Source organism: Rhodococcus sp. OK519 (assembly GCF_003051005.1).
Lineage (GTDB): Bacteria > Actinomycetota > Actinomycetes > Mycobacteriales > Mycobacteriaceae > Prescottella.
Genome location: NZ_QAOW01000001.1, coordinates 492,184 through 505,961, shown reverse-complemented (window position 1 = coordinate 505,961; position 13,778 = coordinate 492,184). Strand labels below are relative to the sequence as shown.

Below are 13,778 nucleotides of genomic sequence, written 5' to 3'. Positions count from 1 at the left end.
ACGCCAGTATCCGCCGACGGATGCTCGGCGGCAATGCTTCTCGACCGATATCCCTACCGACACGCGTGTGCCCCGACGGCTCTCCATCCGTCGGGGCACACGGTTCAGGCGTAGTGCGGAGGCTACGCCCAGCTGTTGGCAGCGGCGGTGTTCACCTGCTGCATGTCCGCATTGCCCTGGCCGACGACACGGCCCACGGCGTCGAGGATCTGGTTGAGCTCGTCGGCGGCCGAATCCCACTTGGCCTGGTGCTCTTGGTAGGCCGCAGACGCTGCGCCGTCCCACTCCGCGACCATCGGCGCGATGGAACTCTTCAGATCGCCCAGCTTCCCGTTCATCTCCTTCTGGAGAGCATCGATTCGAAGCTGGAGCGCCTCGATCTGACCGAACGAATAACGCATCATGTGCTGCTGCTCCTCTGTGTCTGTGATCCGGTATGTCTGGGGCCCGGCATGTCTGGGGCCCGGCGAAATCAGATGTTCAGGCTGCCCGCGACGTTGTTGAGCGACGACGTGTGGTCCTGCTGCGTGGTATCGAACGTCGCACTGTTGGACTTGATGTTCTCGCCGATCGACTGCAGGGCATCGTTGAGCTTCTTGGCACTGCCGTCCCAGCGCTCCATGAGACTGTGGAACGCGATCGCCGCCGATCCCTCCCACGCTCCACGGATCCCGTCCACCTCGGAACGAAGGTTTCCGAGCAGCCCTGCGATCTCCTCTCGGACGTCGCTGACGCGACGCGACGTGTCCTCCATGGTCGCGACTGTGGTCTTCATCTGATCGCTCACTCTGACTCCTTCGGAATCGTTTTCGCGTTTCCGCGTCCCGGCCCGGGGCGGGGCGGCCCCCCGTGAAACAGCCACAGCCAGCCTCAGCCTCTACCAGTTCGCGCCTACATATGGTTCGACGCATCGACCGGTGCGTTCGGTTCCATTCGTCCCGAGACTTTTTCGGACGACTTGACGGCGAGAGGTATCACCGGGACGGAGCGACAACCACGGCGCGGACCGTCTGCTCGCAGACTGCGGCAATCGCCTCCCACGCGACGCCCCGGTACTGACAGCCCACGCTCACCTGCACGTCGTCCTCCACGAGCACGAACCACCGCACCCGAGACCCGTCGACGGGCGACTCGACGTATCCGACGGACAGCCGCCCTCCGAACTCGACGTCGGCAGCGAAATCGGAGAACGGCCCCTCGGTTCCTCTCTCACCGATCTTGCGTTCGAGCCCGCGGACCACCGCATCGCGGCCGGAGCCGTCCGGAAGGTCGGTCGGCACGAGGACGATTCGCCCCTCCTGCCCGTCGTCCGGCACCAACTCCAGGCGTCCGCGTCGGTCGTCGCGGACCTGCCACGACGTGGGTAGTTCCGTACTGAGCCTGCCGGTTTCGACCCGGCGCAGCGGCGCCGCGTCGCGAGGTGGATCCGATCCCCACACCTGCTGCACCGAGATCGCCGATGCTGCGACGACGAGCAGTCCCACCACCGTGAGCGCCGCACCGATCAGCCGCGGCCGCCGCGTCGTACGCGCGAGGTCCTCCTGCGCGGGAACCCGGTCGAGCCACGACGTCGGCGCGATGGGATCGGATTCCGCTGTGGCCGAGAATGATCGAGGAGGTTCGGGACAGGCGACGAGTGCCGCCTGCGGCACCACCCGTACGTCCCGGCCCGCACACCTCGCCAGCGCATCGGCCACCGTGTCCGCGGAGACGCCGACGACGAACACGATCGCGCCCACCTCACCGATCAGTCGGTCGATCACCGAGACCTGGCCGGGATCGGCTCCCAGATCGAGGGTCCCTGTACGCGGCGCCAATGCACACCCCACGATTTTCGACTCGCCGCGCGTGTCACGACGGACGGCCACAACCGTGGTCGATGTCTCGGCGCACTCGACGACGGTCCAACCGACCGCATCGACCGGACCGGGCACGGCCAGCGCGATCGGTACAGCGCGCGCGTCGTTCGCGGTGCGCCGCGCCGCAGCCTCGAGCACTGCGCGGCGGGCGTTTCCCCAGTGCGATGGATACGTGACGGTCAGTTCATCGACGACACCGTCGTGTCCGGGCCGGCTTTCGACGGCCCGGCAGATCGCAGCGGCGAGCGCTTCGACGGTCGGCACGAGATACGAACCCGTACTGACGAACTCGTCGTCGATGGCGTCCAGACAGTCGCGCATTTCGTCGTTGGCGAAGTGCACGAGGAGGCGCACCGTGCCAGTCGCCACCTCCGCCGTCACAGTGGAGGTAACCATGCGAACTGGACCAGCGACGTCCCCGCACGCGTCACGAACGTCCCGCGTCCCGGCGGCATGGCGGACGGGCGGACGGTACCGACGAGGTTGCCCTCGTCACGGTTACCGCTCATGACGATGCCCGCCGGAACGAGATCCCGGATGCGTGCCATGACCGGTTCGTAGAGCGCCCGCGATGCTCCGCCTGAACGACGCGCGATGACCACGTGCAACCCGAGGTCCTTCGCATGGGCGAGGTAGTCGAGCAGCGGCGTCAACGGGTTGCCGCTCGACGTCGCGACAAGGTCGTAGTCGTCCACCACGACGTAGATCTCGGGCCCCGACCACCACGACCGTTCACGCAACTGCTGTTGCGTGGTGTCCGGGCCCGGCATCCGGCTCGCGAGGATGGCTGCCAGGTCGTTCATCATCGTCGTGAATGTCGTCGCGGAAGCCGCGTATCCCGCGAGGTGATCGCCCTCCACCACCCCGAGAAGCGTTCGGCGATAGTCGCCGATGATCAGCTTCGCCTGTTTCGGGGAGTTCGACTCCATCAGCCCTAGGCAGATTCCCCTCAACAGCGTCGTCTTACCGCACGCGCTGTCACCGAACACGAGGACGTGCGGTTGATCGGAGAAGTCGACACGGACCGGGGCGAGTTCGGCCTCGTCGATGCCGATCGGCACTGACAGGCACGGACCTTCCTCGGGCCACCGATCGGCGAGCGCGGACAGTACGTTTACGCGCGGTACCCGTTCCGGCAGCATTCGGACAGGCGGCGCCGACTCCCCCGACCCCAGCGCAAGTATTCGCTCCACCGCATCGGCGACACCCCCGCTGAGGTCGCCACCGCTCGCGACACCGTCCAGTCGCGGTAGCGCCGACAGCAGGTGCAGGCCGTCGCGCGTCATGCCCCGTCCCGGTCGTCCTGCAGGAACCAGCATTGCCTTCGCCCGGCCGACATCGGAGTCGGCCGGGTCGCCCAGTCGCAGTTCGATTCTCGTGCCCAGCTGATCCTTGAGCGCAGGTCTGATGTCGGCCCACCGAGGCGTCGCGAGAACGACATGGACGCCGAATGAGAGCCCTTGACCTGCGAGTGCGGCGATCTGCGCCTCGAGTGCCTCGAAATCCTGGCGAATGCTCGGCCAGCCGTCCACGACGAGGAAGACGTCCCCGAACGGATCCCCCCGCACCCCGTCGGCGGACGTATCGTCCGCACGCCGACGACGGAACTCCGCCATCGACTCGATTCCCAGTTCACGGAACCGTAGTTCGCGGCGACGGACCACGGTCGCGACCTCCGCGACGGTACGACGGACGAGGTCGATGTCGAGGCGGTTCGCCACGGATCCGACGTGCGGCAGCCCGGACAGGCCGGCCAGGGTGCCACCGCCGAAATCGAGGCAGTAGAACTGCACCTCGCGCGGTGAGTGTGTCGCCGCCATCGACAGGATCAGCGTTCTGATGACCGTCGACTTGCCCGACTGCGGACCACCGACGACGGCGACGTTGCCCGTCGATCCCGCGAGGTCGACGAGGAGGAGGTCGCGGCGCTGATCGAAGGGGCGATCGATCACGCCGATCGGGGCGCGCAGCGGCTCGGCTGCCTGCGCCGGATCACCCGATCGGGAGGACGGCAGCAACCTGTCGAGCGTGGGCGACGTATCGAGCGGCGGCAGCCACACCTCGTGCGCTGCGGGTCCACAGTCCCGGATCCGATCGACCAGCACCTCGAGGAGCGATCGCGCGTCGGCGGCCTCCACCTCGGGTTGCACGGCCGGAGTGCTCGAGATGAGCGGCTCGTCGTGGGCGGGCAGCGCGACAGGCTCCGCGGTGAACACCCGCAGCTGGAGGTCGGCGGCCGGCGCCGCGGTGCTCGCCACGCCGCGCACGTGCTCCCTCTCGTACGGCCCGGACACGTACGAGGCCTGGAACCGTACGATCTCCGCGGAGTCGCACTTGAGGTATCCGGCGCCTGGCGACGCGGGAAGGTGGTAGGCGTCCGGAACTCCGAGGACGGTTCGGGACTCGTTGGCCGAGAACGTCTTCAGCCCGATCCGGTAGGACAGGTGGCTGTCGAGACCGCGTAGCTTGCCTTCCTCGAGGCGCTGGCTCGCGAGCAGCAGATGCATCTGCAGGGACCGCCCGAGCCGGCCGATCGCGACGAACAGGTCCGCGAACTCGGGTTGCTGGCTCAACAGTTCGGAGAACTCGTCGACGACGATGAACAGAGCCGGAAGCGGAGCCAGGTCGGCACCCGCGATGCGCGCCTTCTCGTAGTCGGTGACGTTCGCGAAATTGCCTGCCGCCCTCAGCAGTTCCTGTCGGCGGTTCATCTCGCCCGCCAGTGCATCCCGCATCCGGTCCACCATCGCGATTTCCTCGGCAAGGTTCGTGATGACCGCGGCGACGTGCGGGGCCTCGTCCAGTCCCAGGAAGGTCGCGCCACCCTTGAAGTCGACCAGCACCAGGTTGAGTGCCTCGGGCGAATGCGTCGCGAGCAGTCCGAGCACGAGTGTGCGGAGAAACTCGGACTTTCCCGATCCCGTTGCGCCGATGCACAGCCCGTGCGGTCCCATGCCGTTCTGGGCAGCTTCCTTGAGGTCGAGTTCGACGGGGCTACCGTCGACTCCGACACCGATCGGCACCCGAAGCCGATCACGCCCTTGCCGGGGCACCCAGGCTCGCGCAGGATCGAACTGCCCGACGTCGCCGACACCGAGCAACTGACTCCACCCGGCGGCGGCCGGTCCGTCGGTCTCGGCGTCCGAGTCCCCCGAAGCGACGCCCGCGATTCGGTGGGGCGCGAGGCGCCGCGCAGCGGACAACGCCTCTCGAGCGGTGAGGGCGTCTCCGCGCGCGAAGGTCTCGACGCCGGCGGCGCCACGAGCACCGAGCGCACCGCCGGACACCACCAACTGCAGCCCTCGGGTCGCGGTGAGTCGCGGGCAGTATCCACTGAGGTCGACCAGGGTCACCGAATCGAGTCCGCCGTCGGCGACCATCGAGATGTCACCGTCCAGAATTCCGCCGTCGATCACGATCACGACCTGCGGAACACCCGCGGTGGGCGATGCGGTGCGGGAGAACCGCCCGCGCATCGACAACTGCGCACCCAGCGCCGCATCGAGTTCCAGGAGCGAGCCGTAGATCATCCGGGCCGTCCCCAGCCCGTCCACAGCGTCCGGGTGCTGCGCGTGCGGGAGCCACTTGGCCCAGTCCCATTCGCTCCCCGTGTCCGGCCCGCACACGAAGGCGACCTGCAACAGATCCGGTCCATGGAACGTGCACAGCTGCAGCAACAATGCGCGCGCCAGATCCCGCGCCGCAGCCCTGTCGCCGTCGAGACCGATCGCCGCGAATCCCCGCAGCGACACCGCGGTCGGCAGGTCGGAGACGACCGAATGGGCACGCACGAAACGCCGGAGCGCGACCGCGGACACCGGTTCGAGATCCTCGACCGGCCCCGTCTCGGGTGGAATCAAGCGAGTGGCCAACCGCTGGCTGCCGCGCCCTACCCGCACGTGGCAGAAGTCGGCGTCGGAGCTCCGGCGCTCCCACATCCGGGAGGTGCCCGACAGTGTCCACAGCGTGTCGGGGTCGGGGTGGCTCCACTCGAGCGCCTCACGCTGTTGCCGACCCGTGTCCAGAGCGTCACGTCGCAGCTGGTCGAGGTAGCGCAGGTAATCCTTGCGATCCTCGTTCGTCTCACCGGCCTTCGCACCCCCGCCACGACCGGATCCGGCGAGCATGCCGAGGGTGGACACGAGCATCATCACCGGGAAGAGCAGCGACATCGGACTGGCCGCCATGCCCGACGTGAACATCAGGGCCACCATCCCGATCATGGCCGCGACCATGACGATCGGAAGCAACTTGGACATCAGGTTGCCGGGAGTGATCCGGGGAATCTCGGGGGGCGTCTGGAGGCTCACCTCGCCACCGGGTGTGCGCGGCGATTCCCGTCGCGCCTTGCGCACGAAACGTGCAGTGCCCATGCTTCCACCCCTAGAAGACCGCAAGTCCCCCGCTCGGAGCGACGCAACCGCCACCCCGAGTCACCCCCCACGGGCTTCGGACTCGCGAACAGGAAACTACCGCACGCCCCCGACAATGTGCTGACGGGCCGTGGCCCGGGCCCCCAGCCGAGGCGTCTGTGAGGTGCTCCGGAGAATTCGGTACAGTGCCGGTGTTTGCGAAACGACTTGTTCGGATGGGGATCCGAATCGCAGATTCCGGGGGGAACATCGTGACAGTGCTGCGTGACGACCAGATGCCGAACGGCACGACAGGCGCCCGACCACGTGGCGTCTCCGACCTGTGCCGACTGACGATTCTCGCGCCGCACACCCAGATCGACCTCGCGCTCCCGAACTCGGTGCCGGTCGAACTCCTCGTTCCAGGCATCGCCGACATGGTCGAAAGACACAGTGCCGCAAACGACTTCGCTGTCACAGACGATCGCATCCGACCATCTCGGTGGACGCTGTCCCGGGTGGGCAGGCCCCCGCTGTCACCGACCTCGAGTCTGCAGGACAACGGTGTACTCGACGGCGAACTCCTGGTCTTCGACAGCATCGAGGCCAGTCCACCCCAGCCCCTGTTCGACGACATCATGTACAACGTCGCGGTCGCGGACACCGGGCACGCACATCCCTGGTCGCCGCGGATCGCGCGGTTGACGGGCTCGACGATTGCGATCGTGGCCGCCACTGCGGGGGCGTTCACCCTGCTCCGCACCGACGGAGCAACCGCAGCGCTGATCGGGGCGGTCGGCGCCTTCGCCGTGGTGGTGGCCTTCCTCGTCGCGGGGGCGATCGCCAACCGCGTGTACGACGACGCCGCTGCCGCGGTCACGCTGGGGGTCGCGGCGCTCCCGGTCTCGTTCGCCGCCGGGGCACTGGCCGTGCCCGGCGACTTGGCGCCGCCGCACGTCCTGTTCGGCCTGGTCATGGTCGGCGCGAGCGCGGTCCTGGCTCTGCGCGCCGGAGGAGTGGGGCATGCTGTGTTCTCGGCGGCCGTCTCGTTCTCGCTGCTCGGATCGCTCGCGACGCTCACCGCCGTCCTCACCGAGCAGTCGGCGCGATCCGTCGGGTCGATGCTGATCGGTGGCGCTCTCGTCGGACTCGTGTTCGCCCCCCGGCTCGCGATGATGCTCGCCAAGCTCCCACTGCCTCCGGTACCGGCACCGGGCACGTCGATCGACCCGACGGAGGACGATCCCGACGACACGCGAAGCACACCGTCGTTCGCGGCAGTCGCGCTTCGCGCCGACCATGCCCGGCGCTACCTCACCGGGCTGGTCGCGGGCATGACGCTCCTCGCTGTCGGCGGCGCACTCCTGGTGTCCTTCCCGACCGAGGTCACCGGAATCTACTGGCCCGGTGTGGCTCTGGCCGTCGCGACCTCGGCGGTGCTCTCCTTCCGCGGACGCACCTACAGTTCGGCCGAACAGGCCGTTCCGCTCATCGCGGGCGGCAGCGCCGTGCCGGTACTGCTGGCCGCCGCGACAGCCGCCATGGTTCCGAGTACCGCGCTCCCCCTGTTCGCCGCGACCTCGCTTCTCGTGGTCTCCGCGAGCGTGCTGGGCATCGTCGTGCCCCACCGCACGTTCTCACCCGTGCAGCGCCGGGCTGCCGAGTTCGTCGACTACGCGGCGATTGCCTCGGTCATTCCGCTCGTGTGCTGGGTGTCCGGCCTGTTCACTGCCGTGCGCGGGCTGTGAACCTCGTGGCCCCTGCACTGCATCGACGGGTTCGCTCGACAACGATCGTTTCACTCCTCAGCGTCGCCGCGACGCTGTCCTTGTGCGCCCTCGGCGGCGCGGCCGTCCCCCCGCCGATCGATCCGGCCAGACTGCCGGGCCCGGCGCGTCCGGCCCCGCTCGCGCCCACCGAGCAGCGCAACGCATGTGCGGCGACGGTGCCGTCGCGCAACGAACCGAATATGCCTCTGCCACAAAGCACGATGGCATTCGAATCAGTCTGGCCGCTCGCCCGGGGAGTCGGTCAGACCGTCGCGGTGATCGATACCGGGGTGGGGCGGCATCCCCGCCTGCCCGGGCTGGTCCCCGGCGGGGACTACGTGTCGACCGGCGACGGCACCGGGGACTGCGACGCGCACGGCACCATCGTGGCCGGTCTGATCGCCGCCACCCAGGACCCCGCGTCCGGGTTCGCGGGCGGAGCACCGGACGCGCGGATCATGACGATCCGTCAGTCCAGCGCGAATTTCTCGGAAGCCCGGCGCCGAGACGGCGCGAACGACGTCCAGAACACCTCCGGGTACGGAAACACACAGACCATGGCGATGGCGATCAGGCAAGCGGTCGACAACGGCGCCACCGTCGTCAACATCTCCGAAGTGGCGTGCAGATCGGCCGCCGACGGCATCGCAGATCAGTCGCTGGGCGCCGCGGTCGAGTACGCCGCCACCGTGAAGAACGCGGTGGTCGTCGCTGCGGCCGGCAACTTCGGATCGGGTGGATGCGCCGCGCAGAACCCCGGGCTCGATCCGCTGAACCCCGATGCGGATCTGTCGGATTCGGTGGCCACCATCGCCACTCCCGCCTGGTACGACGACTACGTCCTGACTGTCGGCTCCGTCGACCCCAACGGCTCGGCGTCCGACTTCAGCCTGGGCGGGCCGTGGGTGGACGTGGCCGCACCCGGCAGCGGCATCGTCTCGCTCGCACCCGACGGTAACGGCGAGACGCGCAGCTGGCTCAACGGGCAGGGACAGCAGATGCCGTTCATCGGAACGAGTTTCGCCGCCCCGCTCGTGTCCGCGACCGCGGCACTGGTGCGGTCCCGGCACCCACAACTGAGCGCCCGACAGGTGATTGCCAGGATCGAGGCCACCGCGCACGCACCGGCAGAGGGGTGGAACCCGTTCGTCGGACACGGTGTCGTCGATCCTCTTGCGGCCGTGACCGCCGATGTTCCGTCCGACAGCGTTGCACAACAGAGCTACTCGTCGGCGTCGATTTCTCCGCCGCCGGCACCACCGCCGCCGGATACTCGGCCACGCACCGTGGCGCTGGCGGCGACCGCAGGCATCATCACACTCGCGGCTCTCGGCGTGCTCGCCTCGCTGCCCCTGCGCCGCCGTGCACGTCGGCGCAGCTAATTACCCGCCGCCACCGGCGCCGGGTCCGAGCCGGGTGCGACGCCATCGTGCGCGACCAGTGCCTCTTCCCTACCGAGAGTCGGACCCGGGGCGAGTAGTTCGACGATCCTCCACGGTGCCGGCGCCCCCGGCACCTCGAATCCCAGGGCCTTCGCCGCGTCGACGTTCTTGACGCCGTACCGGACACCGGTATCGGCGACGAAGAACAGGCCGCCCTTGCGGGCGCTGCCTGATTCGAGGCCCGTCGTCTGGACGAAACCGCTACTCCCCGGGGAGAAATAGGCCGAATCCGCATGGTCACCGGATCCGTCGGCCTGAGCCAGACGTACCGGGCGCGCAGCGTCGGGTATCGGCAGCGAACGCCCCGCCGCAACGGTGAGTACCGCATCGACGCTTCCGGAATCGTCACCCTGGACCGGGGCGCGCGGCGTCCACGTCAGGCACCCGACCGGATCGTCCGACGCGTCCACGAGGCGCGGCGGGGTAGTGGGAAACGTCGACACGTCGAGCACGTCCGCCAACGGCGCCTTCGCGAGCGCATCGGGACTGATCATCGTCATCTCGGACTGTCCCTGCGAATCCGCGAACTGGATGAGGAGCGCCGTCGCGGCACTGACCTCCTGGACGCCCGTGCGGAGGACCACGTAGTAGCGAGTATCGTCGCCCCGCATCAGCTTGACGACGGAACCCACAGTGCGGCCGGCCATCTGGTAGGACGGAGCGGATCCACGCGAGTCGATGATCGGCGGCGTGATCGGAGGCGTCTCGGGGATCGCATTGAGCAGACCCCGCCCGATCGGACGAGGCTGTGCCCCTTCGAGTCCCAGCGCCCGCGTCACCGCCTGATCCCCGAGGTCGATCCGAGCACGCCGGCCGTCATAGACCAGGTAGGTGGCATCGTCGTGCGCCACGAGGAGCGCGCGATCCGACCCCAGGGGCAAAACCCGATCACTCCACGCCGGCTCCCCGACGACCACTGTCGTTGCCACGGAGCCGGTTCCGCCGTCGCCGACGGTGTCGCACACGGTCCACGGCTGACCGCCGCGAGGACCCGAGGGAAGCACCGAAGGCCCGCCGGGGATGCCGACGAGGGCGCCCCTCGGACGCGATTCGATCTCCGATGCCGACACCGTGACCGGCCGCGCCGCTTCGCCGACGATCAGCCGCGCGGACGCGAGGTTCAACACGGGGTGGAGCGCGTCGTTCAGCACGACGAACATTGCGCCCGAGCCCTTTCCGACGACGACAGTCGCGTTACCGATCTTGTCCTGCGGCCGGAAGAGTGCCAGCGCAGCGCAGCCCGCCAGGACCAGGCACGCCACCACGACGCCGACCCCGAGGGCCCGCGATTGCGACCGCATGGGGTCGCTGAGCATGCGCACATCCTTGCGGACGAGCGCATGCTCCATTCGACGGACCAGGAATCGATATCCACTGACCTGCCATCGAGTAGTCGGCTGTGCAGCCATGTTCCCTCCCCCACGAGGCGCACGCTTCGGATTGACACAGTACAGTTCGCTCGAACGCACTCTTCGGCGGACGGCCACTCGCTCCGCCTGGTTCAGGTATCGGGGAGGAACCGTGGACCATTTCCGTGCTGGACGCCGTCCGAACACGGCTGCCGCAATTCTGGTGACGACCGTGGTCGTCGCACAGTTGGTTGCCACGGCGGTCTGTCTGCTCGCACTGGTCGCCGGACTGCCACTGTGGGCGGCGGTCGTCGTCGGCGTGGTGCTCGGAGGGACGCTGTTCACCAGAATCGGAGGCCGGTTCGCCGTGACCTGGGCGGCAACGGCTCTGCGCTACATCGCCGACCGTAGGCCGGTCATCGGCCGTACCACCGACTTCCACGCCCCCGGCGAGACCGTCGGGCTGCATTGGATCGACGGACAGGTGATCGCGCTCGTCGAGCTGATTCCGCCGCCCGGCAACGGGACTCGCGTCACCCTCGACGCCGTCGACTCACCCGACCTGGTTCCGGTCGCGGCGCTCGCAGCATGCCTGAACCAGCACGACGTCGCTCTCAGCGGCATCGACATCCTCGCGCACGGGTGCCGCACCGTCGCCGGAACCCCCGCAGCCGACGTCTACGACAGCCTGATCGGGCCGCTGCCCGCGGTGGCCCGCATGACCGTGTGGATCGCGCTCCGATTCGATGCGGCCTCGAACGGGGCGTCCGTCGCGCGACGTGGAGGGGGTGAGGACGGTGCGGCACGTACGGTCTCCGTAGCTGCACGTCGTGTCGTCCGAGCTCTCGCCGACGCGGGGTGCCCGTCGCGCATCCTGCCGGCATCGGAGGTGGAGTCGGTGGCCGCTCGGATCTGCCGCGGAGTCCACCCCGACACGATGGGTCAACAGTGGTCCCACGTCCCGCTCCAGGGCGTGTGCAACATCGGCAACGCGATCGATCCGCGGCATCTGAGCCGAGAACTGCTCACGGCGGTGTGGGCCGCGCCCGGCCTCGGGACGACGGTCACGGTGCGTCTACGCCCGGGCAGCGACAAGGACTCGATGCTGGTCGGCGCCGCGTTCCGTCGGACCATCCGGACCGCGCCCACCCGGCGCGCACTGCGGAAGGGATTGCTGTCGATGCAGGGCACGCACCGCGACGCGCTCGTCGCTCATCTGCCCATCGCGTCGCCCGCCCTCGACGACCTCACGCCGCTGCGTGCAAGGGCCCGCGATCTGCTCGACGACCTGTGCCTGCCGGTCACCGGTTGTGGGCAACTGGTCGGATCGGATTCCCAGGGCAACGCGGTCACGGCACGGATCTTCGGCCCCGGTGTGCGCGACGTCCTGGTCGCCGGCGAGGTGTACCTCGCCCAGCAGTTGGTATTCCGGGCAGTCGCCACCGGCGCGCGGGTACTGATCCACACCGACCGGCCCCACGCATGGTCCACGTTGGTCGAGGCGGTCGGGGCGCCGACACGACTCCGCGTCGCCCACGAATCCTCATGGTCCGAAACAGGATTCGACACACTCGTCGTGGACGGAGTACCGGCACCGCAGGCCCGGCCCGGCGTGACCACCCTGCATGTCCATTCCTCGGTTCCACAGCCACGGCCGGCAGCGGCCCTGTCCATCGTCCAGCCCGGCGCGTCCGGTGACCGGGTGATCCTCACAGCCGGACGACACAGCGTCGAGTTGACGCTGGTGACCATCTCACCGGAGACGGCATTCCTCGGACGTCCGCGCCCTGCGAGTCTCGTCAGCGCCCGCTGACAGGTCAGCCCGGATACGGGGCGTGGTCGCGACGAATCCGGAGAGCCTCAGCCCACCACACCAACTGGGTCATCATCCGCTGCGCCGCGTCGTTCGCCGCGCCGTCCGCGGGGTCGAAGTGTTTGCGCGCCTGGTGGAAACTGACAGCCTCCCGGACCGAGACCATGTGCAGTTCCGCCACCACCTGACGAAGTTGCTCCACCGCGCGCAGCCCACCCGACATTCCGCCGTACGCGACGAACCCGATCGGTTTGGCGCGCCACCCGTGCTTGACGGTGTCGAGCGCCGTCTTCAGGGCAGCCGGGTAGCCGTGGTTGTACTCGCTCGTGACCACGACGAACGCATCCGCGCAGCCGATGCGCTCCGTGAAGGCATCAACCTCGGGAGTAGTCGAAAGATCCTGCGGCAGTGCAGCGTCGACCAGGTCGAGAATCGCGGTGTCGAATTCTTCGCGGGCGCGGGCGCGCTCGACGAACCAGTCGACGATGACAGGTGCGAACCGCTCGGCGCGCACGCTGCCGACGATCACCTCGAGTCGCAACGGACGCATCGGCAGTGGCGGTTCGGTCATCGGCACGCTCCCCTCCGGTCCGATAGTAGAGCGTCGGGTCAGAGTCCGCGGGTCAGCAGGATCGCCAGTTCCCGATAGGCCTCGGCGTCGTCGAGCCCGGTCGAGGCCGCTACCTGACGTTGTTGAATCCTCACCATCGCGGCCGCGGCGACGTCACCGACGAACGCCGCATGCGCGTCGCGCAGCTCTCCCGTCGCGACGCCCTCGGTGATGAGTTCCTGGACGCGTCGGGCCGCGAACCGAGTGTTGCGCTCGTAGACCTCGCGCACCGCAGGATCGTCGGACAGGTCCTCCATGAATCGCGCCGACGCCGGACGCAACTGCTCCCCGACCGCCTCGAGATACATCCGGATTCGTTCACGAGCGCCGACGGCCCCCGCCATGCTCGCCTCGACCTTCTCGGTCGCGCCGCGGAAGAAGTGCACCGTCGCAGCCCGGACCAACTGTTCCTTGCTGTCCGCGAGGCGGTACAGCGTGGACTTCGAGCAGTGCAGGCGTGCGGCCAGGTCGTCGAGGGTGAGGTGCGCGAAGCCCTCGGCGAGGATCAGGGCCACGAGCTCATCGAAGAGCGTGATGCGCCGAGCCGTCATCTTCACCGGGGTTGCCATACGTGAAACGGTACT

Annotated in this window: 10 protein-coding genes; 3 read left to right on the top strand and 7 right to left on the bottom strand. The window is 68.5% G+C overall.

The genetic code is table 11. From position 1 onward, the window contains the following. Positions 1–122 precede the first annotated feature (122 nt). From C8K36_RS02410 to eccCa, 4 genes are all read right to left on the bottom strand, one after another. The gene (locus C8K36_RS02410; RefSeq protein ID WP_107982838.1) at positions 123–404 is read right to left on the bottom strand and encodes a WXG100 family type VII secretion target; all 282 of its coding nucleotides are present in this window, start codon (positions 402–404) and stop codon (positions 123–125) included. Between the two features lie 68 nt (positions 405–472). Beyond that, on the bottom strand, positions 473–787 hold the full coding sequence (locus C8K36_RS02405; RefSeq protein WP_107982837.1) for a WXG100 family type VII secretion target: 315 nt from the start codon (positions 785–787) through the stop codon (positions 473–475). A gap of 187 nt (positions 788–974) precedes the next feature. Next, positions 975–2,255, bottom strand: coding sequence for a type VII secretion-associated protein (locus C8K36_RS02400; protein WP_107982836.1), 1,281 nt, complete (start codon positions 2,253–2,255; stop codon positions 975–977). Then, positions 2,237–6,232: a type VII secretion protein EccCa gene (gene eccCa / locus C8K36_RS02395; RefSeq protein ID WP_107982835.1), complete on the bottom strand. Its 3,996-nt coding sequence runs from the start codon at positions 6,230–6,232 to the stop codon at positions 2,237–2,239. The genes C8K36_RS02400 and eccCa overlap by 19 nt, the downstream gene beginning before the upstream one ends. A gap of 251 nt (positions 6,233–6,483) precedes the next feature. On the opposite strand from eccCa, the gene eccD reads away from it, so the two are divergent. Next, positions 6,484–7,959, top strand: a complete 1,476-nt coding sequence (gene eccD / locus C8K36_RS02390; RefSeq protein WP_420910831.1) for a type VII secretion integral membrane protein EccD — start codon at positions 6,484–6,486, stop codon at positions 7,957–7,959. Between the two features lie 242 nt (positions 7,960–8,201). Then, complete coding sequence (mycP, locus tag C8K36_RS02385; protein WP_420910830.1) at positions 8,202–9,362, top strand: type VII secretion-associated serine protease mycosin; 1,161 nt, start codon at positions 8,202–8,204, stop codon at positions 9,360–9,362. Here the strand turns inward: mycP and eccB are convergent. Next, on the bottom strand, positions 9,359–10,831 hold the full coding sequence (gene eccB, locus C8K36_RS02380; RefSeq protein ID WP_107982832.1) for a type VII secretion protein EccB: 1,473 nt from the start codon (positions 10,829–10,831) through the stop codon (positions 9,359–9,361). The two genes, mycP and eccB, sit on opposite strands and share 4 nt — an antisense overlap. A gap of 112 nt (positions 10,832–10,943) precedes the next feature. Between eccB and eccE the strand changes: the two genes are divergently transcribed. Further along, positions 10,944–12,584, top strand: coding sequence for a type VII secretion protein EccE (eccE, locus tag C8K36_RS02375; protein ID WP_107982831.1), 1,641 nt, complete (start codon positions 10,944–10,946; stop codon positions 12,582–12,584). Positions 12,585–12,588: 4 nt separating this feature from the next. On the opposite strand, the gene C8K36_RS02370 is transcribed toward eccE, so the two are convergent. Further along, a complete protein-coding gene (locus C8K36_RS02370) occupies positions 12,589–13,155 on the bottom strand; it encodes an NAD(P)H-dependent oxidoreductase (RefSeq protein WP_258194750.1) in 567 nt (188 codons plus the stop codon). Positions 13,156–13,193: 38 nt separating this feature from the next. Beyond that, positions 13,194–13,763 (bottom strand): TetR/AcrR family transcriptional regulator, encoded by a 570-nt coding sequence (locus C8K36_RS02365; protein WP_107982830.1) that lies wholly within the window; start codon positions 13,761–13,763, stop codon positions 13,194–13,196. Positions 13,764–13,778: the final 15 nt, after the last annotated feature.

Coding starts and splice junctions, on each gene's coding strand:
- C8K36_RS02410 (WP_107982838.1), bottom strand. CDS start 404: ATGATGCGTTATTCGTTCGGTCAGATCGAGGCGCTCCAGCTTCGAATC.
- C8K36_RS02400 (WP_107982836.1), bottom strand. CDS start 2,255: ATGGTTACCTCCACTGTGACGGCGGAGGTGGCGACTGGCACGGTGCGC.
- eccCa (WP_107982835.1), bottom strand. CDS start 6,232: ATGGGCACTGCACGTTTCGTGCGCAAGGCGCGACGGGAATCGCCGCGC.
- mycP (WP_420910830.1), top strand. CDS start 8,202: ATGGCATTCGAATCAGTCTGGCCGCTCGCCCGGGGAGTCGGTCAGACC.
- eccB (WP_107982832.1), bottom strand. CDS start 10,831: ATGGCTGCACAGCCGACTACTCGATGGCAGGTCAGTGGATATCGATTC.
- C8K36_RS02370 (WP_258194750.1), bottom strand. CDS start 13,155: ATGACCGAACCGCCACTGCCGATGCGTCCGTTGCGACTCGAGGTGATC.
- C8K36_RS02365 (WP_107982830.1), bottom strand. CDS start 13,763: ATGGCAACCCCGGTGAAGATGACGGCTCGGCGCATCACGCTCTTCGAT.